The following is a 20,325-nucleotide window of genomic DNA, read 5'->3' on the forward strand; positions in this document are numbered from 1 at the left end:
AGGCTGTTAGCCTTCGTCAGCTCTCGCGGGTCTTAAGCCACTCCTCCAGCCATTTGATCGAGTACTGGCCGCTCTTCACATCGTCCTGCTGCAACAGTTCCTGATGCAGCGGGATCGAGGTCTTCACGCCCTCGACGACCATTTCCTCAAGCGCGCGCTTCAGGCGCATCATGCAGCCTTCGCGGGTGCGGCCATAGACGATCAGCTTGGCAATCATGCTGTCGTAATAGGGCGGGATGCGATAGCCGGCGTAGAGCCCACTATCGACGCGCACATGCATGCCCCCGGCGGCGTGGTAGTAGGTCACTTCGCCCGGGCTTGGCGCGAAGGTCCACGGGTCTTCGGCATTGATCCGGCACTCGATCGCGTGGCCCTTGAACTCGATCTCGTCCTGTTTGACCGAGAGGTCCTCGCCCGCTGCGATGCGGATCTGCTCGCGCACCAGGTCGACGCCCGTGATCGCTTCGGTCACGGGGTGCTCGACCTGCAGGCGGGTGTTCATCTCGATGAAGTAGAACTCGCCGTTTTCCCACAGGAATTCGATCGTGCCCGCGCCGCGATAGCCCATGTCGCGCATCGCCTTGGCGCAGACTTCGCCCATGCGCATGCGGTCTTCCTCGCCGAGCACGGGGGAGGGAGCTTCCTCGAGCACCTTTTGGTGGCGGCGCTGGAGCGAACAGTCGCGTTCGCCCAGATGGATGGCATTGCCACGGCCATCGCCGAACACCTGAAATTCGATATGACGCGGGTCGCCGAGGTATTTCTCGATATAGACGGTCGCGTCGCCAAAGGCGGCCTTGGCCTCGCTGCCGGCCTGTTTCATCAGGCTTTCCAGCTGGTCTTCGCTTTCGCAGACCTTCATGCCGCGGCCACCACCGCCGCTGGCGGCCTTGATGATGACCGGATAGCCGATCTCGGCGGCGATCACGTGCGCTTCTTCGACCGTGTTCACCGCCCCATCCGAGCCGGGAACCAGCGGCAGACCCAGCGCGCCTGCGGTTTTCTTGGCCTCGACCTTGTCGCCCATGGTGCGGATGTGTTCGGGCTTCGGCCCGATCCAGGCGATATCGTGCGCCTCGACGATCTCGGCGAACTTGGCGTTTTCCGACAGGAAGCCGTAGCCCGGGTGGATCGCATCGGCATGGGCCACCTCGGCCGCCGAGATGATGTTGGCGATGTTGAGATAGCTGTCGGTCGCGCTTGGCGGGCCGATGCATACGGCGTGGTCGGCGAGGCGGACATGCATGGCATCGGCATCCGCGGTGGAATGCACCGCCACCGTCTCGATACCCATTTCATGTGCCGCGCGGTGGATGCGCAGCGCGATTTCGCCGCGGTTGGCGATCAAAATGCGGGAGATACTCACGGCCGACCTCAGCCGACGACGACGAGCGGCTGGTCGAATTCGACCGGCTGGGCGTTCTCGACGAGGATCGATTTCACCATCCCGGACTTGTCGGCGGTGATCGGGTTCATGACCTTCATCGCCTCTACGATCAGCAGCGTCTGGCCTTCCTTGACGCTGTCGCCGACCTTCACGAAATCGTCCGCCCCGGGTTCGGGGGCGAGATAGACGGTGCCGACCATGGGCGACTTGATCGCGCCGGCAGTGTCGGCCTCGGAAGCGCCGCCGTTTTCGGGAGTGGGAGCCGTCGGAGCCGGTGCGGCAGGAGCGGGGGCCGGAGCGGCCATCGGAGCAGGCTCTGCGGCCATGGCGATTCCGCCGCCGCGCGAGACGCGGATCTTGCGCTCGCCATCCTCCACTTCGATTTCGGTAAGTCCAGTGTCACCCAGCATCTCGGCGAGCTCGCGCACGAGTGCGGTATCGACATTCATGCCGGACTTGCCGGCGGTGCCCTTACGATCGGCCATGGAACCCCTTATGTGTTGTTTGGCCCGCCTATGCTCCGCGCGGAGGCGGAGGGCAAGGGGCGAGAAGGGGATTTACAGGCGCGCGACCTTCTCCAACGCTACGGCATAGCCGTGCGCGCCAAGACCTTTCACCTCGTCCACCGCGCCCATGCCGACATAGGAAATGTGGCGGAATTCCTCGCGCTTGGCAGGGTCCGACAGGTGGACTTCGATCACCGGCACCCCGATCGCCTTGATCGCGTCGAGCAGCGCAATCGAGGTGTGGGTATAGGCCGCAGCATTGAGCAGCACGGCCTTGGCGCCGACTTTGCGCGCCTCGTGCAGCCAGTCGACCAACACGCCCTCGCGATTGGTCTGGCGGAAGTCGATGGCGAGGCCGAGCGACTTCGCTTTCTCCTCCAGCATGGCTTCGATATCGGCGAGCGTGTCCGACCCGTAAATCTCCGGCTCCCGCGTGCCGAGCAGGTTGAGGTTGGGGCCGTTAAGGACAAATACGGTGGGAGACATCCCGGCCGATTAGCGTGAATTGAGAGGTCGCGGAAGTGAGAGCATCGTTGATGCGCCGATTGCGGGCGTGGACCGGTGCGGCAGCTTCGGCGGTTGGCCAAACCATCATTGTGTTGGTACGGTGCCCGAACACCGAAGCCGATCATGTCGCGGCGCCTGTCCCTGGGCAGGTTGCAGCGCGCTGCAGCGAAGGAGTGCTATGAGTTTTGCACCGCAGAAGAAACAATCCTACGGAGCAAACCCCAATTCGATACGGGAGAGCGATAAATACACCACTGAATACGTTCGAGGTTTCGTCGAGAAATGGGATGAACTGATCGACTGGGAGGAGCGAGCGAACAGTGAGGGCCGTTTTTTCATCGATGTTTTGAAGGCCCGCCAGAAACAGTCCGTGCTCGATGTCGCGACCGGCACGGGATTCCATTCCGTCCAGCTTCTCAAGGCGGGCTTCGATGTGTCGTCGGCGGACGGCTCGGCAGAGATGCTTGCGAAAGCCTTCGAGAACGGTGTTGCGCACGAGGTGGTCCTAAAGACGGTCCATGCCGATTGGCGCTGGCTCAACAAGGACATCCACGGCAAATATGATGCGATCATCTGCCTGGGCAACAGCTTCACCCATCTGCACGACGAAGACGATCGACGCCGGGCCCTGGCGGAATTCTATGCTGCGCTGAAACACGATGGCATTCTGATCATCGACCAGCGCAATTACGATACGATCCTAGATCACGGCTTTTCGAGCAAGCACAAATACTATTACTGCGGCAATCAGGTCAGCGCAAAACCGGTCTATGTCGATGATGGCCTGGCGCGGTTCGAATACAGCTTTCCGGACGGATCGAAGCACAATCTGAACATGTTCCCGCTGCGCAAGAGCTATATGCGCGGTCTGCTTCGCGACGCCGGTTTCCAGAAAATCCATTCCTACGGCGACTTTCAGGAGGAAGGCGAGGAGAAGGATCCGGACTTCTTCATCCATGTCGTCGAGAAGGAGTTCTGCAATGAGTGAGCAGGCAGTGGACGATGGCATTGCGATCGCGCGCGATTACTATGACAGCCCCGACGCCGATGATTTCTACCGCCAGATTTGGGGCGGCGAGGATATCCATGTCGGACTTTACGAAACGACGTCGGACATCAGAACCGCGAGCCGGAAGACGATCGAGCGGATTGCCCAAAAGCTCGGCCCATTGGACGGCAAGCACATCGTCGACCTCGGGTCCGGTTATGGCGGGGCCGCCAGAGTGATCGCGTCGGAATACGGCGCCCGGGTGACCTGCATAAACCTGTCGACCAAGGAGAATGCGCGCAATCGCGAGTTGACCGAAGCTGCGGGCTTGTCCGACCGAATTTCGATTCACGACGGGTCTTTCGACGACATGCCGTTCGAAGATGGGATTTTCGACGTGGCATGGAGTCAGGATGCGATCCTGCATGCCCCCGACCGGGAAAAGGTCCTCGACGAGGTAGCGCGCGTTCTGAAGCCGGGAGGCCTGTTCGCATTCACCGATCCGATGCAGGCCGATGGGCTCGATGATGCCCGGCTTCTCCAGCCGATCTACGACCGTATCCATCTTCCCGATCTCGCGTCGGTTGCCTTCTATCGTGCCAAGCTACGCGAGCGCGATTTCGAAGAAGTCGAAGTGGAAGAATTGCCGCACGAGCTCGGTCGACATTACGCTAGGGTTCGCGAAGTCATGCTCGAACGACAGGACGAGGCCGGGCTTACCGATGCGTTCGTGGACCGGATGAGAATAGGATTGGGACACTGGGTGGAAGGTGCAGCCTCGGGCCATTTGAACTGGGCGATCATGGTGTTTCGCAAGAAATAGACAGGTCTGCCGTCACGGAAAGCGCGAGCCAGTATCTCGCCTACTGATCCACGCCTTTCACCTTGCCCCATTGGCGCGCGGCGGTGTAGCCGAGGTAGCCGGTGCCGAAGAGAGCGTAGAGCGCTTCGGGCAAGGCGGCCAGATAGCCGGTCATGCCTTCGCCTATGGCGCGGGCGGCGCCGGGATCGAAGGCGGCGATCACGCCCATCGGCACGCTGAAAAGGATCAGCGCATACATGACGTAGAGGAAGCTCGGCCGTGCGCGGCTGGTCCACGGGTCGCGGCTCTGCGCCTCGGCGACTATGGCCGACAGTCGCGCCTCGATCTGCTTGAGGTCCTGCGTGCCCTCGAGCGCGAGCAGTTCGAGCTTGGCCTTGGCGCGCGCTTCCTTGTCTGGGATCACCTTGTCGATGATCGAGGCGATTGGGCCGATAAGCGATTCGAGTAGAGGCATGAGGCGTCTCCGGTTGGAAGGCGCGAATCGGGTAACCAAAATGGTTCATGTAGGAAATCCGTTTCTCCCCTGCCGCCACGCATGAAAAAGGGCGGCCGGGCCTGCGTTCCCGACCGCCCCGTCGCACCGGTCACCCGGTGCTTTCTCGCTTACTCGGTGGTAGAATTCGCAGGCGGTCGCGAGGTCGAGCCCGTGGCCGAGCCTTCACCCATAACGAGGGCGTTGCCGCTGGCGGCGAGGTTCGCCGCCGGGACTGCAAACTGCCGACCCTTGGCTTCGACAATCACCTGTTCGACACGACCGCGCGAGTCGCTGACGAGCTGCCGGACCTTGCCCACGGGCGCGCCTTGCGGCGAGATCACCGGCATGCCCGGCATCACGGCGAAGGCGCCATTGCCAGAAGCGGCACCGCTTCCGGCGGCAGCGAGCATGCCGTTGGCCAGGCCGGCTGAACCATTGCCCTCGGCCGATCCGCTGCCATTGCCCGAGGCTGAGAGGCTATCGGCTTGTGACACGACATTACCGGCGCGCTCTCGCGCAGCGCCGACGGCGGGCGTCGCGAGGTTGCGAACGGTCGAGACGCCGTCACGCGCCCGGCCGACACCCTGTCCCGCGAGGTCGCGTACGGCATCGGTGCCGACCAACTGCGCATTGGCACTGCCCGAGCCCGAGGCATTTCCGCTACCGGATGCAGAGCCGTTGGCAGAGCCGAGCGGGGTGCCGAGCACCTGGTCGGTGGTCGCCGTGACGCCCGTGTCGAGCGAACGATCGAGCGATACTTCGCCCGAGCGGCGATCGACATTCTGGCTGCCTCGCGTGCTGGCTTCGCCGCGCAGCGTGCCGCGGGTTGTCGAGCGCAGCGTTCCGGTCGCGCTCTGCGTGATCGGGCCGATACTGCCGGTAACCTGGCCAAGGCCCGAGCCCGAAAGCAGCTGGGCATGGGCGGCAGGTGCTGCGGCGATGGCCGTGGCGGCTGCGGCAGAGAGAAGAAGCTTGTTCATGGCGTTTTCCTTTCCTCTTGCAGGCACCTGGACGGGGGTATTGTGCCTGCTTCGAAAGGGAAACGGATGGGTTGCGCGGCTTAATCCGCAACTCGATAATTTTTTCTAGCGGCCCTTGCAGGAGCCACAGACAAGCCCGCGCCCATAGACGGGATCCGCGCCTTTCTTGCCCAGATCCTCGGCTTCGCCGTCAAGAGCCGTGCGCCAATTCCGCCCTGCGCCGATCGCCCGCGCCAGCCGCGCGGCGACCAGCGGCGTCGCGAAGGAGGTTCCGCGCAGCTCGATCCGCTTGCCCTTCGCGTTGAACCCACGAATGTCGGCCCCTGGCGCGGCATAGTCGAGATGCAGCGCGCGACCCGCCTCGATCAGCGCGCGGCGCTTGCCGTCGACCGCGGTCACAGCCACCACGCCGTTATAGCTCGCCGGATAGGCTGGCGGGGCGGCGGGGCCATCGTTGCCGACCGCCGCGACCACCACGACGCCGCGCTTGCGCGCCCCTGCAATCGCGCGCTCGAGCACCGGGTTTTTCGGGCCGACGAGGCTGATCGTCACGACGCGGCTGCCTTCGCCTACCAGCCAGCCGAGCCCGCGCGCAATTGCGAGCGCGTTGCCGCCAGCCTTGTCGGTGCCATAGACATCGGCCACGCGGATCGGCCCCGAATGCTGCGAGGCGAGCAGCGAGGCGACCGCGCTGCCGTGATTGCTTGGATAGGGTGCACCTTGCGCAAAACCGCGCGTGGCGGCGACCGGCACCGCTCTGCCCGGTGCGCCATCGATCATGCCCACTGCCGCACCGCGTGTGCCACTGCCCGCGGCTGCAAAGGCAAGCGGCACGGCACCCGTGTCACCTGACTGGAAATGGAGATTGTCCGGCGCGATCGTTGCGGAAGGCAGCGCCAGCGCCAAGGCGCGCTCGGCCTCGCCAAGGTTCAGTCCCGAGGGTACACGCAGCCGCGTGACGGACATCCTGAGTTCGGGCACCGGAACGGTTTCCAGAACGGCGAAACCAGCCGCACCGGCTTGCGCCAATTGGCCCGCTTCGGCATCGAGCAATAGCAGTTCGCCGCGTCGCGCGGGCTCGCCACGGGCATCGAGCGCGATCGAATCGCGATTGCGGCGGACCAGCCGGTCGATGTTGCGCAAGCGGTCGCGCGCCAGTTCGCGCGCGGTCCGGCTGGTGCGGTCGAGCGTCTCGTCGGCGAATTCGCCGACCTGTCCCAATACGTCGCCCACGCGCGGAGCCTGCACGCTGGGGAGTGCGACTTGCGCGGCAAGCGGAGCGGCCAGTGCCGCCAAAACCAAGGAAATCAGGGAAATTCTGAGCATCGGTTGCGTTCTTTGTCCCAATTCGCATTAAGCATGGATGAAACGGGTGGGGTCATCCGTTTAATCCACGGAAGGCAGAAGACGCTGAACCCATCGTTCGAGCAGGATTTGCTGGCAATGCTGCCCCGGCTGCGACGTTTCGCAGTCGGCCTGTGCGGCAATCCGACCGACGGTGACGATCTCTGCCAGATGAGTATCGAGCGCGCGCTCGCCAATCGCGACAAGTGGCAGGATGGCACGCGGCTCGACAGTTGGATGTATCGGATCATGCGCAATCTCTGGATCGACGAAGGCCGGGCGACCACCCGCCGCCGCGAAACATTCGTGGCCGAGGAGGCAGGCTTGTCAGTCGGCAGCGAAGGTGCGCAGGAATCGGCTGTCGAACTGTCGATGGTCGACCGCGCGATGCAGGAATTGCCACCCGACCAGCGCGAAGCCGTGCTGCTGGTGATGGTCGAGGGCTATGCCTACAAAGAGGCGGCCGAGATCGTCGGCTGCCCCGTCGGCACGCTCAATTCGCGGCTCGTGCGCGGGCGCGACGCGCTGCTCGAATTGCTGGGAGAGAAGGCATGACCATCTCGCAGGAAGATATAGCCGCCTATGTCGATGGCGAGCTTTCGAGCGAGCGCGAGGCGAAAGTGGCCGCCGCGGTCGCTGCCGATCCCGAACTGCAGCGTCAGGTCGACGCTCATCGGGCGCTTAAGGCCAGGCTGTCGGGGCACTTCGCCCCGATTGCCGAAGAGCCGGTACCCGAGGCGCTGGCAGCACTGCTGACGCCCAAGCCGGCCGAGGTCGTCGATTTCACGGCCGCGCGCGAGAAGCGCCAGGCGCGGCACACGCTGCCGCGGTGGAGCTGGATTGCCGGACCGGCGATTGCCGCCACGCTGGCGCTGGCGTTGTTCCTGCCGCGCGGCGGTGCACCCGAAGGCTATGCCGATCCGCAGCTTGCCGGCGTGCTCGACAGCCAGCTCGTGGCCGAACAGCAGCCGGGTGCCGATACGCGCATCCTGCTCAGCTTCCGCGACGGCGACGGCGATTTCTGTCGCGCCTTCAGCGGCAGCGAGGGCAGTGGGATTGCGTGCCGGGATGCGACGGGCTGGAAGCTCGAGGCGTTGGGCGAGGGCTCGGATGGTGCCGCAACCGACTATCGCATGGCCGGCGCGAGCGAGGGCGACATTCTCGAGCGCGCCCAGCAGATGGCCGATGGCCCCGCGCTCGATGCGACGGCTGAGGAAGAAGCGCGAGCCAGCGGCTGGCGCTGATCCGCGCTGCCTCGTGCGGCAATCCCTCCCATACCCGACAAGAAGAAGGACCGGCGCCAGGGAGCGCCGGTCCTTCGCGTTTGGCGACCATCCGGAGGGGGGAGGGACGGGACGGGTCGCCGGGAGGACTGGGAATATCAGTTTACGATATGGACAGTGCCCTGGCGATAGCCGCGCTTGGCCATGTCGTGGACATAGTCCTCACGCTCGTGCTTGAGTTCGTGCGCATATTCCGACCAGGCATCGCGCTGGTCTTCGATATCGCTGGCGCGGCGCAAGTCGCTGGTCAGCTCTTTCTGCGCTTCGACCACATCGATGCGATAGTCGAACCACAGGCTGTTCTCGATACCCGCGATCGGGCTGGTGAGGATCAGGTCTTCCTCGGCGCGCGCGACCTGCTCTTCGTAGAGCATGGGGATTGCTGCGCTTACGGCGCCGGCCATGCCGAGCGCGATCAGCGGGAGGATTGTCTTCGTCTTCATGGCTTTTCTCCTTCATGGCGCAGGCGGCATCGACCACCTGCTTGAAGGGGGAACGGATCGTACGCCGGCTTTAATCCGACTGTGACGAAATTTTTTCGCGCGCCGGTAAGAGCGAGAGGTATTCGCCTAGTCAGGCGGACCTTCGTACAAGCCAGCGCTGCAATCGCGGCCGGTATCGCAGGAACGCGCGGTACATGCGCTTGAGCATGCGCAGGACGATACGGTTCTTCGCAACAAGGCCAAGCGGTCGCAGCATCGGGATCGCGCGCCACATCGCAGCGAAGGCGGCGGCTCCGGAGAGCAGCTTTCCGTTCTCCCAGGCGTGGAACCGCGCAAGCAGTTCTGCGCGGTCGACGGGGCAGATCGCATTCTCGCCTTCGGCAATATCGACGAAGGCGATGTTGTCGCGGCGGTCGAGGCGGCGCATGATTGCGATCTCGCGCCGGCACAGCGGGCAGGCGCCATCGAACCATACCGTTACGCGATTCGCTTGCGTCACGTTCAGGACAGCGCGTCGAAGAATTGGGCGGAGGCCGAAACCGAGAGCCTAGACCGCCGTGATGGCTGCCACCGCTTGATTAGCTTGCGCATAGAGTTCATTTGGTTGCCCTGAGCATGCGACGCGACCGAAGAACCTAAACGGCAGGCGGCACGGGATGGTTCCGCCCTACCGCCCGTTCGCAGATGAGGGTGAACCCCGGCCCGAAACAGAAAGTTAGGCGCAAGGACCGTTCCCGGGATCGTTGCCACGTATCGCCTGTGGGCAGAATCCCTATGTGTTTCCCCGCAGCCCGCGATGATGTAACGCTACGGTCCGTGGAGTTCCTCGAGCATCCCCTGCGCCGCGAGCTGGTGCGCGAAATGCACCTGCGCCGGTTCGCGCCGGTCGCGGCGCCCGCCAGTCTGGTCCAGATGGTTTCGCTCGTCGAGGAAGAGCTCCGCGAAGCCGAAACCACCCGGCTTACCGAGCTCGCCCGGACCCATGGTGGCACGTTCGATCCGGAAGCGCGACACGCCATGATCGCGCTGAACGAAAATCTCACCTTTCTGTGGGAGCGGCATACCGAGGCGACCACGCTGACGGTCATTTCGCACGAGGGGCAAAGCAGCGGCTTCGAGGAAGCCTCGAAATGGCTGCTCGATTGGCCCGGTGTGGTCGTGCGGGCGACGAAGATCTTCGTGGAGCGCGACGCAAAGCGGGCCCGCAAACTGCTGCCCGAAATGGAATTCGAAACCGAAGATCTGGTGTGCTGCGCGGTCAATGCAGGGGTCACCATCTGGTCGGATTTCCGGATTCGCGATGACGGCTTTGGCCGGCTGCTACTGACGGCTGGAGATGCGAGGCCGGGTGAACTGGGGCGGATCATCCAGCGCTTGCAGGAACTCGGCAATTACCGGAACCTCGCCTTGCTGGGACTACCCGAGGTACGACGGTTGATGCCCGAACTCAGCGCACTCGAGGCGCGCCTTGCCGAGGAATCGGCGCAATTGGGCGAGGACAATCGCAGGGGCGATGACCAGCTGCTTAGCGACCTGTCGTTGCTTTCCGCCGAGCTGGCGCGCATCCGCGTGGCCAGCGGATACCGGTTGAGTGCCAGCGGAGCCTATGCCCAGATCGCAATGGACCGGCTCGAAAGCCTCTGCGTTCGTCCGCACGAGGGCTATCAGGACCTGACCGAATTCACCGAAAGGCGGCTTGTTCCGGGTATGCGCACTTGCGAGAGCTTTGTCGAAAGGCTGCGGCGTCTGTCCGAACGCAGCGGCGATGCGATCGCCCTGCTCAACACCAGGATCGATACGCGGATCAAAGCGCAAAACCTGGATCTGCTGCGTTCGATGGAAAGCAGCTTCAACCTCCAGCTTCGTTTGCAGAACCTGGTCGAGGCCCTGTCGGTCATCGCCGCAAGCTATTATTTCATTGGGCTCGTAGCCTATGTTCTCAAGGGTGCTGCAGCGTTCCCGGACGGTGACAGGATCGATCTTGCGCTTGCGATCGCCACGCCGATCGTCGTCCTGGCGATGTATCTTCTGGTCGGGCAGATCAGAAAACGGGTCATCGGGGAAACCGAAGGTGCCGCAAAGAGTTCTTCCAAGGATTAGGCTGGGATTTGCCCGACAATGCGTCTATGTTCCGGTCGATGAATGGGGAATTGGGTTTAGGAGAGGAATGGATGAGAAAATCTCGTGTTCTTACTGGTGGTTTCGCGCTTGCGTGTCTCGTCGCAACTGCTGGCTGCGGTAGCCGCGCCGACGAAGAACCGGCCGAGCCGGTTGCCGCTCCGGAACCTGCCGCGGCCGAAACCGAAGCCACGCCTCCTCCCGCTCAGGAGCCGGAAGTCGAGCCGAACGGTAACGTCATCGAAATCCAGATGCTGACCCGCGATCCCGACGGCAGCGGCATGCAGGTATTCAAGCCGCGCCTGATCACGGCGCAGGTCGGCGACACGATCCGCTTCGTTCCCACCGACCCGACGCACCAGTCGTCATCGATTGCCGGGATGATCCCCGAAGGCACGCGTGGCTGGGAAGGCGAAATCAACCAACCGGTCGAATATGTCGTGCCCAAGCCCGGCATCTACGGCTATCAGTGCGTGCCGCATTATTCGGCGGGCATGATCGGCCTCATCATCGTCGAGGGCGAGGGTATGCTCGATAACCTCGAAGCGGCGCGTGCCGTGTCGCATCCCGGCCTTGCGGGCCGCGAATTCGGCGAGATTTTCGACGAGGCGGAAGCGCAGGGAATGCTCTCGCAGTAACGCGCAAACGCCATTTTATGGATAAGGGCCCGGACTTGCCGCAATCGGCATCTCCGGGCCTTTCTCGTTTCCGCCGGACCTGCCCCCACCGTAAGGGGAGCGAAAACGGCCTTCAAAGCTTGCTGCGATCGTCCTCGCCGCGCTTTTCTTCGGCTTGCCGGCGCCGCATTTCTTCGGCCGCCTCGCCCTCGGGCGTGTCCATCGGATGGCGGTTCTTTCGCTTGCGCATGAACAGCGCAAAGAGAATGGCCAGTATTGCCGCGCCGATGATCAAAGTCATCAGCGAGAGGCCGGGAAGCAGTTCCCCTGTATCCATGGTTTATCTTTCCTTTCGGTCGCAGATTCTCTTGCGGCCTGCTTTTACAACGGGCGGCCGAAGGATGCCGTTCCCGGGTCTGGCGCGAAGCGTGCTCAGGCGGCGGTTGCCATCCGGGCGAGTTCGCACTGCGACCAGATTTCGCTGAGCGCGGTTATCAGCCTGTCGATGTCGCCATCGTCGTGAACGGGCGAGGGGGTCAGCCTCAGACGCTCGGTGCCCACCGGAACGGTCGGATAGTTGATCGGCTGCACATAGATGCCGTGATTGTCCATCAGCCAGTCGCTGATCCGTTTGCACTTGTGCGCATCGCCCACCATCACCGGGATGATGTGGCTCGGATTGTCGAGATGCGGGATGCCGATCGCATCCAGGCGCCGGCGCACCGTGGCTACCCGGTCGCGCTGCATCATGCGCTCGGCATCGCTGTGCTTGAGGTGTCTGATACTGGCGCAGGCACCCGCCGCCACTGCGGGGGGCAGGGCGGTGCTGAAGATGAACCCGCTCGCAAAAGTCCGCACGAAATCGACCAGGTCGACCGAAGCGGCGATATAGCCGCCCATCACGCCGAACGCCTTGCCCAGCGTGCCTTCGATTACGGTGATCCGGTCCATCAGCCCTTCGCGTTCGGCCACACCGCCGCCTCGTGGGCCATAAAGACCGACCGCGTGGACCTCGTCGATATAGCTCATCGCGCCATGCTTCTCGCACACGTCGAGGATCTCGGCGATCGGGGCGATGTCGCCATCCATCGAATAAACGCTTTCGAACGCCACCAGCTTGGGCACATCGGGTCCGAAATCAGACAGCTTGCGGTCGAGGTCCTCGGGATCGTTGTGCGTCCAGATCTTGTAGTCGCAGCGCGAATGCCGGATGCCCTCGATCATCGAGGCATGGTTGAGCGCATCGGAAAACACCACGCAGCCGGGGATCTTGTTCGCCAGAGTGCCGAGACCCGCCCAGTTCGAGACATAGCCCGAGGTAAACAGCAGCGCGGCTTCCTTGCCGTGCAGATCGGCCAGTTCGCGTTCGAGCAGAACGTGGTGGTGGTTGGTGCCCGAGATATTGCGCGTGCCGCCCGCCCCGGCGCCGCATTCGTCGAGCGTTTCGTGCATCGCCTGGAGCACCACCGGGTGCTGCCCCATTCCGAGATAGTCGTTCGAGCACCATACGGTGACCGCCTGCGTTTCCTGGCCGATGAAGCGGGTTGCTTTGGGGAAGGAACCGCGATGGCGCTTGATGTCGGTAAAGACGCGGTAGCGACCTTCCTCGCGAACGCCGTCGAGTTGCTGCTCGAAAAAGGCATCGAAATCCATGGTCAGGTCACTCCGTTTTCAAAAGCGGTGTTCGGGTTGGTGGCGGCAGATTTGCGGGTCGGCAGCGCCCAGCCCCACAGGGCACCGTCGCGCAAGGGAAGCGCGAAGAACAGATGTTCGATCGCGCCCAGGGCGGCGAGCGCGAACAGCAGGCTTGCGCCCACCATCTGCGCGCTGCCTGCTTCTGCCGTCATCGCTTGCCAGCCGAGCCAGGCCGCCAGCGCGACGTTTGCCGCCAGCGTCGCCGCCAGCAGCAGGGTAAAGCGATTGGGACCGAAATAGCTGGTCAGATAGCCGAGGTGGGGCGGCAGGATATCGGTGCTGGCATTGGGTACGCCGAGGAACATGTTGAGCTTGGCGCTGAGCCTCAGCGCGAACAGAAGCACGAATACGATAGCGCCGATCTGATTGGGCGCGCTCCACGTCAATGCGATCAGCAGCAGCGCGGTGAGCGCCAGCGCGATCTCGTGATGCAGCACTGCGGCGCTGGCATGCGCGAACCGTCCCAGTCCCGAAGCATCGGGAGGGCAGGGCGTCCGGCGCGGCCCGGCGACAGCGCCGGTCAGGAAGGCCAGTTCGTGCCACGACCAGACCAGCAGCGCTCCGACGAAGGACAGATAGACCGCTCCGACCGATACCGACTGCGCCGCGGCTAGGATGGCGACGAGGCCGGCAACCCCGGCCAGCCCGCCCAGCGCGAGGCTGCGCGGGAAGGTCGCCCGGTCGCGATTGTCGAGCCAGGCGATGAGGCCGGTGGCGAAGAACCAGATCGCGACGGTGACGATCACCGGGAGGACATGGCCGGACCAGCTTACCATGCGGGTTGAAGCCTGACACTCTGCGGCAGGTCATTGCTGCGCGCGCGGTGGAAGTACATGCCGGCAAAGGCGCGGGCGCAGCCCAGCGCGCCGCTCACGCGCTGCGCGAGCCCCGCAACCCCGCCGCGCCGCTTGCCCGCTTCCATCCGGCGGCTGGCGGCGAGCAGGCGATCCATCTTGGCGCGGAAGGCCGGATCGTCGGTGTCGATTTCGACCGGAAAGACCTGGCGGCTGATCTGCGAGCAGATCGAGAAGACCTGGTAGTCGTATTCGGTCGGATCGAGCCCGAGTGCCTCGTGGAATGCGGGCCGCGCATGATCGCGGACATACATGGTCGCGTAGACCGAAAGGATGAAGAACCGCACCCACAGCTTGTTGAGGCCGGTGAGCAGTTTGGGATCGGACCGCATAAGCATGGCGAAGGCTTCGCCATGTCGGAACTCGTCGTTGCACCATTCCTTGAACCACTGGAAGATCGGGTGAAAGCGTAGGTCGGGCCGCCGCTCGAGCTGGCGGTAGATCGTTATGTAGCGCGAATAGCCGATCTTCTCCGACAGGTAGACCGCGTAAAAGATGAATTTCGGCTTGAAGAACGTGTATTTCTTCGTCCGCGTGAGGAAACCCAGATCGATCCCGATGCCCGCATCCTTCAGCGTATCGTTGATGAAGCCGGCATGGCGGCTCTCGTCGCGTGCGAGCAGCTTGAACAGCTGTTTTACATCGGGATTCTTCGAACGCTTGGCGATTTCGGCATAGAGCACGCAGCCGGAGAATTCGGCCGTCAGCGAGCTGACGAGAAAATCGATGAACTCGGCGCGCAGTTCGGGTTCGAGCGAATTGATGATCCCATCGAAGCTCGCATCGCGCTTGAAATGCTTCTTGTTCGGGTCGCTGACCATCTCGGCGATCAGCGCGTCCCATTCGCTGCGCACCGGCGATACGTCGATCGCGTCGAGCTTGGCGAAATCGGTGGTGTAGAAACGCGGGCTGAGCACCGTGTCTTCCTGCGCCATCGCCATGGTGTCGGGCTTCGCTGCGATTGCGGTATGGGCGTTCATTTCAGGCTCCCGGGGTTGAAACTCACTTCGTAGAGTTCGGCGAAATCGAAATAGGCGGCGATCCTGGTCCAGGCGCGTGTCAGCGGGCCGGCGCGGGTGACAGTGGCCATGCGGTCGAAACTGGCCCGCTCGCCGAACGCGATCTGGATCGGTGCGCCGTGCACATGCACGCTGTCTCCCGGATAGATCGCGACGTCGCCCTCGAGCTCGACATGAGCATGGAAATGCTCGTCGCTTTGCTCGATCGCGATGTGGCAGGGGGTATCGAATCTGGTGCGGCCGATCATGCGCTGTTCCTTTCGAGCAGGACGGCAAAAGACGCGCGATTGTCGGGCCCGAAGGATCCCAGTTCGACGCTCTTGCCGGTTTCGCTGTCGCTGAGAGACAGCGTCCCGTTGTCCCATTGGGTGAGTACGAAGGGCGTCTCCGCACCGATGCCCTTGCTGCGCCGGACATGCACCAGGCTACGCAAGGTCGTCCGGATGAAGCCGCCCGTTCCGGGTGCGATCGACGAGACGAGCGCGCCGGTGTCCGCATCCTCGATCCGCACACCGCCGTCGAGTTCGTCGTGGAAATACAGTTTGCGTTCGGCAACCGCCTCGACCCCGGCGGCCGCGCGCGCTTCACTGGGCACTGCGTCCTTGGCGATGAAGCCGAGACTGGCGGCCGAGGCGAGGGCGACCGTGAACAGGACGAGCAAGGCGATCATCACCAGCGGTTCCCTGGGGATCGCGTCGGGATGGGCGTGCCCGCTCATGCCAGCGCCTCCTTGCCGCCGGTCGGTGCCGGTGCGGATGACTTGCGATCATGCGGTTCGGCAAGGGCGATGTCGCCATGGGCGGCCGTCGCTTCGGCGAGCTTGTGCGCGACATCGGCGACGTCGGGCAGCGCACGCAGCATCGGCTGCGGGCGTGCGAAACGCAGCGGCCGCGCGTGCGGCCACAGCATGGCGTAGCCCAGGCTGCGGCCCTCGGTCGGCTCGAGCGCGATATCGCCGAAGCCCGCGCCGCGGTCGGTCAGGTGCGCGGCCCCGATCCGCTTGAGCGGCAGGTTGACCGATTTCTCGATCGCCATGCCGATGTTCATGATGAGCCGCCGGTCGGTCAGGATGTAGGTGGTGGTGCGCCTCGCCAACCAGGCAATACTGTAAAGCAGTCCCATCGTTACCATCGCCGCAAGCCCCGTGAGCAACGCCCCGCCGATGCTGCCCAAGGCCAGTGCGATGGCAATGAGGACGAGGAAATAGGCCCCCACGGCGCGCGTGTGAAAGGCTGTGCGTGCAAGCGTCCCAAGGTCGGGCTTGCCCTGCCAGACGATTTTCTCGTCGCTCTGCGGTGTCCCCAGCGTGGGGATCTGCGACATCGAATGCTGGCTGCTCATATGATCGGCTCCTGTCGCTGGGGGTCGGCATAGAGGTAGCCGCCACCGAAATAGGCGACGATGCGCTCCTCCTCGTTAAGCGTGATCTGCCCCGGCGTGGCGGGACGGGGCGCGCCGGCGAACTGATCGGCGCGGAGCGCGTCGACCACGATCACGCCTTTCCGTTTGCGGATTTTGGCCATCGCCATCGGCACGAGCAGCGCGCCGGTGCCGGGTCCGCCGCTGGCCGGAGTCCGGACGCTTTCGGTTTCGACCACCACTGCGGTCTCGGTCGCCGGATCGACAGCCGCGACGGTTTGCGTTTCGACTACCACCGGCTTGGGCGATGCGCTCCCCGGTGTCTCGGCGTCGCCGATCTCGAGATAGCGGATGTGGTGCTCGGACATGTCGACCCACGCCTCGGTCACCATGCCGGCGGTCTCGCCGTCGGCGCCGATCACCGGCATGCCGACCGGATTGGGATCGCGCGGAGAGACGCTCACGTGATCCGTGCTGCTTAGCGGCACGATGCGCGGCTTGCCGCTGGCGGTAAGGTCGGGCGTGTGCATCCGCTCCGCCCAGGCGGCCGGACCGAGCCCGTCGGCGAAGGGATCGCCGGTGGGCACATAGGGTGCCCCGTTCGATCCGAAGGCACGCTTCGCGGGCAGGTCGACCCGTTCGCGCCGCTCGCCATCGGGCGAAACCGTTCCCTGGCCGTGCGGCAGGTCGAAAGTCTTGGGGGCCGCGCGGCTCAGCGGTCCGCCCATCGTGTCGGGCATGCCGGTGTCTTCGGCTTCGGTGGGATAGCCCTCGCGCCGATCCTCGCGGCGCAGATAGAACACCAGGGCGATAAAGAAGAGGACGAACGCGTAGAAAACCAGCTGCGTCACGTCCAGCGTGCCTACGATTTTGACGTCATCCATCACACTCTCCTTGGCAGGCAATCATGTCGGGAACTCGCGCAGGCCGAAGGGCCCGGTGGCGACAAAGGCGCGCTCGCGGTTCTGGTTCACCAGCGGGCCGAGCGCGACGAGGCCCGCGAGAAGTAAGAGGATTTCGATGCCGTAGACCGCGGCATATCCGGTCGCCGGGCTGCCCAGCGCGCCACCGAAGAGGCCGCCGGCAGCGAGGCCGGAGACCAGATCGCGCAGCGCGCCGCCTAGCGCGATGGCGAGCCCGGCGCAGCTCGCCTGGACCGCACCCCATGCGCCGAGCGCCAGTCCAGCGCCTTCTTCGCGGGCGAGGCCCATCGCCTCGATCAGCGTGCCGACCGAGAACAGGCCGAGGCCGAGGCCGATGGCGCAGGCCCCCACGAAGAGCAGCGCGACCGATTGGAACGGCGCGGCAAAGAGGATCATCAGGAAGGCGGAAACACCCACGACTAGCCCGTTCCCGGCAAGGCGAAGCGGATCGCCGCCGCGGGCGAGCGAACGTCCGGAAAGCGCGAAACCGGCCAGCGCACCCGCCGCCCAGGCACCCGTAAGCGCCGTGGTCGCACCGACCGACAGCGAGAGGATCTCGCCTCCATAGGGCTCGAGCAGCGCATCCTGCATGGCGAAGCCCGCCGCGCCGATTCCGATCGCCGCGAGCAGCCGCGCGGTGCGTCCCTGCGTCACGAAGCCGCGCCACAATTCGGCGAAGCGCGGGGTAGTATCGGAGGGTGGGGGAAGCGCCGCCCCGCGCGCTTCCTGCTTCCATAGCGCAACCAGGTTGAGCGCGAAGGTCAGCGCGGCGGCGCCCTGGATCACCTGCACCAGCCGGGTGGGCGAGAAATCGGCCAGCAGCGCGCCCATGGCGAGCGCGGCCACCATCGTACCGAGGAGCAGCATCACATAGAGCAGCGCGACCGCGCGCGGGCGCTTGTCCTCGGGTGCGAGGTCGGTCGCCAGCGCAAGGCCCGCGGTCTGCGTCATGTGCATGCCTGCACCGGTCAGGAGGAAGGCGAGCATGCTTGCGACGACGCCGAGCGAGACATCCTCGGGCCGCCCCAGCAGCAGCAGTGCGAAGGGCATGATCGCCAGACCGCCGAACTGCATCAGCGTGCCGAACCAGATGAAGGGTACGCGGCGCCAGCCAAGCACCGAGCGGTGCGTGTCCGAGCGATGCCCGATCAATGCACGGAAGGGCGCGACCAGCAGCGGGATCGCGATCATCAGCGCGACCAGCCAGGCCGGGATCGACAGCTCGACGATCATCACCCGGTTGAGCGTGCCGTTGAGCAGCACCGCGGCCATGCCAACACTGACCTGGAACAGCGCGAGGCGCAGCAGGCGCCCGAGCGGCAAATCCGCGCTCGCCGCGTCGGCGAAGGGCAGCCAGGCCGTGGCTACCTTCGTCCAGCGCGAGGCAAGGCGGGCCGGTTCGGTCATCGGCGCACCAGCTCCATGGCTTGCGAAGTATAAAAGCCGCTCGAAATCCGCTCGCACCGACCGATGCGCCAGTCGCGCAGCTCACTTAGCCGGCGGCGCAGCTGCGCTTCCTTGACCGGCACGATCGCGGGCGAACGATTGCCGCGCGGGAACAGCTTGCCGACAAGATGCATCGCGCCGAGCAATGGCGAGTGCGGCGCGAAGGTGAAGACCATCGATCCGCGGCAGCGGCGCCCGAGCGCATCGAGCGTTTCGACAATGTCGCCGGCGCGGTAGTGGATCAGCGAATCCATCGCGGCGATGTGATCGAATTCGCCCAGCGCAGGATCGAGCATGTCGCCGACATGCCAGTCGATCGTGCCATGACCGAGGAAACTCGGGGCCCGCTCGCGTGCGATGTCGACCAGGCCGCCAGCGATATCGACCGCGACCACTTTCGCTCCGCGACAGGCCGTCTCAACGCTCAGCGCGCCGGTGCCGCAGCCCGCGTCCAGCACACGCTGGCGCCGCAGGTCGTCGGGCAGCCAGTCGAGTAATTGTGCGCGCATGGCGTCGCGCCCGGCACGAACCGTAGCGCGGATACCGCCGACCTTGGCGTCGGAGGTGAGGTCGATCCACGCCTTGCGTGCGGTGCCGTCGAAATAGGCGGCGAGCTTTTCGCGCTGTGCGTCGTAACGGGTGGGTGCATGGGTAGCCATCATTCGAACCCCAGGAAATCGAAGATATCGCGGTCTTTCATCGGACTGGCCTCCAGTGGATCGACCCCGTCCCACAGCATCTGCGCCAACCGCAGGTATTCGGCCTGTGCCTCGGCCACGCCCTCTTCGGCCGCATCCATTTCGAAGAGGGTGCATTTCTTCAGCCGACTGCGCCGGATCGCGTCGACATCGCGGAAATGGGCCAGCCGTTCGAGGCCGGTCGCCTTGGCGAAGCGGTCGATTTCGTCGGTCTCGCGGCTGCGGTTGGCGATCACACCCGCCAACCGAACGTCGTAATTCTTGGCCTTGGCATTGATGGCGGCGGCGATGCGATTCATTGCGAAAATGCTGTCGAAATCGTTGGCTGCGACCACCAGCGCGCGCTCGGCATGCTGGAGTGGCGCGGCGAACCCGCCGCACACGACATCGCCCAGCACGTCGAAGATCACCACATCGGTATCTTCGAGCAAATGGTGCTGCTTGAGCAGCTTCACCGTCTGGCCGACGACATAGCCGCCGCAGCCGGTACCCGCCGGCGGGCCGCCTGCCTCGACGCACATGACGCCGTTGAAGCCTTCGAACATATAGTCTTCGGGCCTCAGTTCTTCCGAGTGGAACTCGACCGTTTCGAGTACGTCGATGACGGTCGGCATCAGCTTCTTGGTGAGGGTGAAGGTGCTGTCGTGCTTGGGATCGCAGCCGATCTGCAGCACGCGGTGGCCGAGCTTGGAAAACGCCGCCGAAAGGTTCGAGGATGTGGTCGACTTGCCGATCCCGCCCTTGCCGTAGACGGCGAATACCTTGGCCCCCTTGATCGCGTCGCGCGGGTCGAGCTGCACTTGCACGCTGCCCTCGCCGTCGGGGGGAGTGAATTTGGCCTTGGGGTCGATCAGGTTCAT

General features: G+C 64.3%; 25 protein-coding genes. 6 read left to right on the forward strand and 19 right to left on the reverse strand.

Going from position 1 to position 20,325, the window contains the following annotated elements; genetic code table 11:
- Positions 1–16: 16 nt before the first annotated feature.
- The 3 genes from accC to ASS64_RS12700 all read right to left on the reverse strand — a co-directional run bounded on the left by accC (position 17) and on the right by ASS64_RS12700 (position 2,379).
- Positions 17–1,366 carry an acetyl-CoA carboxylase biotin carboxylase subunit gene (gene accC / locus ASS64_RS12690; protein ID WP_067695039.1) on the reverse strand — a complete coding sequence of 450 codons (1,350 nt, stop codon included), beginning with the start codon at positions 1,364–1,366 and terminating at the stop codon, positions 17–19.
- A gap of 8 nt (positions 1,367–1,374) precedes the next feature.
- A complete protein-coding gene (gene accB / locus ASS64_RS12695) occupies positions 1,375–1,872 on the reverse strand; it encodes an acetyl-CoA carboxylase biotin carboxyl carrier protein (protein ID WP_067695042.1) in 498 nt (165 codons plus the stop codon).
- Between the two features lie 72 nt (positions 1,873–1,944).
- Complete coding sequence (locus ASS64_RS12700) at positions 1,945–2,379, reverse strand: type II 3-dehydroquinate dehydratase (RefSeq protein WP_067695044.1); 435 nt, start codon at positions 2,377–2,379, stop codon at positions 1,945–1,947.
- A 199-nt stretch (positions 2,380–2,578) separates the two neighbouring features.
- Here ASS64_RS12700 and ASS64_RS16860 point away from each other — a divergent pair, with 199 nt between their 5' ends.
- Entirely contained in the window at positions 2,579–3,388 is an 810-nt protein-coding gene (locus ASS64_RS16860) for a class I SAM-dependent methyltransferase (RefSeq protein ID WP_067695045.1), read from the forward strand.
- Positions 3,381–4,211, forward strand: coding sequence for a methyltransferase domain-containing protein (locus tag ASS64_RS16865; protein WP_067695046.1), 831 nt, complete (start codon positions 3,381–3,383; stop codon positions 4,209–4,211). Before ASS64_RS16860 ends, ASS64_RS16865 begins: the two co-directional genes overlap by 8 nt.
- 40 nt (positions 4,212–4,251) lie before the next feature.
- Here the strand turns inward: ASS64_RS16865 and ASS64_RS12715 are convergent, their stop codons facing one another.
- The 3 genes from ASS64_RS12715 to ASS64_RS12725 all read right to left on the reverse strand — a co-directional run bounded on the left by ASS64_RS12715 (position 4,252) and on the right by ASS64_RS12725 (position 6,992).
- On the reverse strand, positions 4,252–4,665 hold the full coding sequence (locus ASS64_RS12715; RefSeq protein WP_067695048.1) for a holin family protein: 414 nt from the start codon (positions 4,663–4,665) through the stop codon (positions 4,252–4,254).
- Positions 4,666–4,814: 149 nt separating this feature from the next.
- Positions 4,815–5,666 carry a hypothetical protein gene (locus tag ASS64_RS12720; RefSeq protein ID WP_067695050.1) on the reverse strand — a complete coding sequence of 284 codons (852 nt, stop codon included), beginning with the start codon at positions 5,664–5,666 and terminating at the stop codon, positions 4,815–4,817.
- A gap of 105 nt (positions 5,667–5,771) precedes the next feature.
- On the reverse strand, positions 5,772–6,992 hold the full coding sequence (locus ASS64_RS12725) for a S8 family serine peptidase (RefSeq protein ID WP_067695052.1): 1,221 nt from the start codon (positions 6,990–6,992) through the stop codon (positions 5,772–5,774).
- Between the two features lie 33 nt (positions 6,993–7,025).
- Here ASS64_RS12725 and ASS64_RS12730 point away from each other — a divergent pair, with 33 nt between their 5' ends.
- Entirely contained in the window at positions 7,026–7,565 is a 540-nt protein-coding gene (locus ASS64_RS12730) for a sigma-70 family RNA polymerase sigma factor (protein ID WP_083508348.1), read from the forward strand.
- Positions 7,562–8,254 carry an anti-sigma factor gene (locus ASS64_RS12735; RefSeq protein ID WP_067695054.1) on the forward strand — a complete coding sequence of 231 codons (693 nt, stop codon included), beginning with the start codon at positions 7,562–7,564 and terminating at the stop codon, positions 8,252–8,254. The genes ASS64_RS12730 and ASS64_RS12735 overlap by 4 nt, the downstream gene beginning before the upstream one ends.
- A gap of 137 nt (positions 8,255–8,391) precedes the next feature.
- Here ASS64_RS12735 and ASS64_RS12740 read toward each other — a convergent pair whose 3' ends face one another.
- Complete coding sequence (locus ASS64_RS12740) at positions 8,392–8,736, reverse strand: hypothetical protein (protein WP_067695057.1); 345 nt, start codon at positions 8,734–8,736, stop codon at positions 8,392–8,394.
- Positions 8,737–8,866: 130 nt separating this feature from the next.
- The gene (locus tag ASS64_RS12745) at positions 8,867–9,235 is read right to left on the reverse strand and encodes a DUF393 domain-containing protein (RefSeq protein WP_067695060.1); all 369 of its coding nucleotides are present in this window, start codon (positions 9,233–9,235) and stop codon (positions 8,867–8,869) included.
- A gap of 317 nt (positions 9,236–9,552) precedes the next feature.
- On the opposite strand from ASS64_RS12745, the gene ASS64_RS12750 reads away from it, so the two are divergent.
- Positions 9,553–10,836, forward strand: a complete 1,284-nt coding sequence (locus ASS64_RS12750) for a DUF3422 domain-containing protein (RefSeq protein ID WP_067695063.1) — start codon at positions 9,553–9,555, stop codon at positions 10,834–10,836.
- A gap of 71 nt (positions 10,837–10,907) precedes the next feature.
- Positions 10,908–11,492 carry a plastocyanin/azurin family copper-binding protein gene (locus tag ASS64_RS12755; protein ID WP_067695066.1) on the forward strand — a complete coding sequence of 195 codons (585 nt, stop codon included), beginning with the start codon at positions 10,908–10,910 and terminating at the stop codon, positions 11,490–11,492.
- Positions 11,493–11,604: 112 nt separating this feature from the next.
- Here the strand turns inward: ASS64_RS12755 and ASS64_RS12760 are convergent, their stop codons facing one another.
- From ASS64_RS12760 to bchL, 11 genes are all read right to left on the reverse strand, one after another.
- On the reverse strand, positions 11,605–11,808 hold the full coding sequence (locus ASS64_RS12760) for a hypothetical protein (RefSeq protein WP_067695068.1): 204 nt from the start codon (positions 11,806–11,808) through the stop codon (positions 11,605–11,607).
- Positions 11,809–11,903: 95 nt separating this feature from the next.
- Positions 11,904–13,124, reverse strand: coding sequence for a 5-aminolevulinate synthase (gene hemA, locus ASS64_RS12765; RefSeq protein ID WP_067695071.1), 1,221 nt, complete (start codon positions 13,122–13,124; stop codon positions 11,904–11,906).
- Positions 13,125–13,126: 2 nt separating this feature from the next.
- On the reverse strand, positions 13,127–13,942 hold the full coding sequence (puhE, locus tag ASS64_RS12770) for a putative photosynthetic complex assembly protein PuhE (RefSeq protein ID WP_067695074.1): 816 nt from the start codon (positions 13,940–13,942) through the stop codon (positions 13,127–13,129).
- The gene (gene acsF / locus ASS64_RS12775) at positions 13,936–15,000 is read right to left on the reverse strand and encodes a magnesium-protoporphyrin IX monomethyl ester (oxidative) cyclase (RefSeq protein WP_067695080.1); all 1,065 of its coding nucleotides are present in this window, start codon (positions 14,998–15,000) and stop codon (positions 13,936–13,938) included. Before acsF ends, puhE begins: the two co-directional genes overlap by 7 nt.
- Positions 14,997–15,287, reverse strand: a complete 291-nt coding sequence (locus ASS64_RS12780; protein WP_067695083.1) for a hypothetical protein — start codon at positions 15,285–15,287, stop codon at positions 14,997–14,999. Before ASS64_RS12780 ends, acsF begins: the two co-directional genes overlap by 4 nt.
- The gene (gene puhC, locus ASS64_RS12785; RefSeq protein WP_067695086.1) at positions 15,284–15,757 is read right to left on the reverse strand and encodes a photosynthetic complex assembly protein PuhC; all 474 of its coding nucleotides are present in this window, start codon (positions 15,755–15,757) and stop codon (positions 15,284–15,286) included. Before puhC ends, ASS64_RS12780 begins: the two co-directional genes overlap by 4 nt.
- On the reverse strand, positions 15,754–16,380 hold the full coding sequence (gene puhB, locus ASS64_RS12790) for a photosynthetic complex putative assembly protein PuhB (RefSeq protein ID WP_067695089.1): 627 nt from the start codon (positions 16,378–16,380) through the stop codon (positions 15,754–15,756). Before puhB ends, puhC begins: the two co-directional genes overlap by 4 nt.
- Positions 16,377–17,282, reverse strand: a complete 906-nt coding sequence (gene puhA / locus ASS64_RS12795; protein WP_067695092.1) for a photosynthetic reaction center subunit H — start codon at positions 17,280–17,282, stop codon at positions 16,377–16,379. The genes puhB and puhA overlap by 4 nt, the downstream gene beginning before the upstream one ends.
- Positions 17,283–17,303: 21 nt before the next feature.
- Positions 17,304–18,728, reverse strand: coding sequence for a BCD family MFS transporter (locus tag ASS64_RS12800; RefSeq protein WP_067695094.1), 1,425 nt, complete (start codon positions 18,726–18,728; stop codon positions 17,304–17,306).
- Entirely contained in the window at positions 18,725–19,426 is a 702-nt protein-coding gene (gene bchM, locus ASS64_RS12805; RefSeq protein WP_067695097.1) for a magnesium protoporphyrin IX methyltransferase, read from the reverse strand. Before bchM ends, ASS64_RS12800 begins: the two co-directional genes overlap by 4 nt.
- Positions 19,426–20,325, reverse strand: a complete 900-nt coding sequence (gene bchL, locus ASS64_RS12810) for a ferredoxin:protochlorophyllide reductase (ATP-dependent) iron-sulfur ATP-binding protein (protein ID WP_067695101.1) — start codon at positions 20,323–20,325, stop codon at positions 19,426–19,428. The genes bchM and bchL overlap by 1 nt, the downstream gene beginning before the upstream one ends.

The organism is Erythrobacter sp. AP23, from assembly GCF_001542855.1.
Lineage (GTDB): Bacteria > Pseudomonadota > Alphaproteobacteria > Sphingomonadales > Sphingomonadaceae > Qipengyuania.

Coding starts and splice junctions, on each gene's coding strand:
- accB (WP_067695042.1), bottom strand. CDS start 1,872: ATGGCCGATCGTAAGGGCACCGCCGGCAAGTCCGGCATGAATGTCGAT.
- ASS64_RS12700 (WP_067695044.1), bottom strand. CDS start 2,379: ATGTCTCCCACCGTATTTGTCCTTAACGGCCCCAACCTCAACCTGCTC.
- ASS64_RS16860 (WP_067695045.1), top strand. CDS start 2,579: ATGAGTTTTGCACCGCAGAAGAAACAATCCTACGGAGCAAACCCCAAT.
- ASS64_RS16865 (WP_067695046.1), top strand. CDS start 3,381: ATGAGTGAGCAGGCAGTGGACGATGGCATTGCGATCGCGCGCGATTAC.
- ASS64_RS12715 (WP_067695048.1), bottom strand. CDS start 4,665: ATGCCTCTACTCGAATCGCTTATCGGCCCAATCGCCTCGATCATCGAC.
- ASS64_RS12720 (WP_067695050.1), bottom strand. CDS start 5,666: ATGAACAAGCTTCTTCTCTCTGCCGCAGCCGCCACGGCCATCGCCGCA.
- ASS64_RS12725 (WP_067695052.1), bottom strand. CDS start 6,992: ATGCTCAGAATTTCCCTGATTTCCTTGGTTTTGGCGGCACTGGCCGCT.
- ASS64_RS12730 (WP_083508348.1), top strand. CDS start 7,026: ATGGATGAAACGGGTGGGGTCATCCGTTTAATCCACGGAAGGCAGAAG.
- ASS64_RS12735 (WP_067695054.1), top strand. CDS start 7,562: ATGACCATCTCGCAGGAAGATATAGCCGCCTATGTCGATGGCGAGCTT.
- ASS64_RS12740 (WP_067695057.1), bottom strand. CDS start 8,736: ATGAAGACGAAGACAATCCTCCCGCTGATCGCGCTCGGCATGGCCGGC.
- ASS64_RS12755 (WP_067695066.1), top strand. CDS start 10,908: ATGAGAAAATCTCGTGTTCTTACTGGTGGTTTCGCGCTTGCGTGTCTC.
- ASS64_RS12760 (WP_067695068.1), bottom strand. CDS start 11,808: ATGGATACAGGGGAACTGCTTCCCGGCCTCTCGCTGATGACTTTGATC.
- hemA (WP_067695071.1), bottom strand. CDS start 13,124: ATGGATTTCGATGCCTTTTTCGAGCAGCAACTCGACGGCGTTCGCGAG.
- puhE (WP_067695074.1), bottom strand. CDS start 13,942: ATGGTAAGCTGGTCCGGCCATGTCCTCCCGGTGATCGTCACCGTCGCG.
- acsF (WP_067695080.1), bottom strand. CDS start 15,000: ATGAACGCCCATACCGCAATCGCAGCGAAGCCCGACACCATGGCGATG.
- ASS64_RS12780 (WP_067695083.1), bottom strand. CDS start 15,287: ATGATCGGCCGCACCAGATTCGATACCCCCTGCCACATCGCGATCGAG.
- puhC (WP_067695086.1), bottom strand. CDS start 15,757: ATGAGCGGGCACGCCCATCCCGACGCGATCCCCAGGGAACCGCTGGTG.
- puhB (WP_067695089.1), bottom strand. CDS start 16,380: ATGAGCAGCCAGCATTCGATGTCGCAGATCCCCACGCTGGGGACACCG.
- puhA (WP_067695092.1), bottom strand. CDS start 17,282: ATGGATGACGTCAAAATCGTAGGCACGCTGGACGTGACGCAGCTGGTT.
- ASS64_RS12800 (WP_067695094.1), bottom strand. CDS start 18,728: ATGACCGAACCGGCCCGCCTTGCCTCGCGCTGGACGAAGGTAGCCACG.
- bchM (WP_067695097.1), bottom strand. CDS start 19,426: ATGGCTACCCATGCACCCACCCGTTACGACGCACAGCGCGAAAAGCTC.
- bchL (WP_067695101.1), bottom strand. CDS start 20,325: ATGAACCTGATCGACCCCAAGGCCAAATTCACTCCCCCCGACGGCGAG.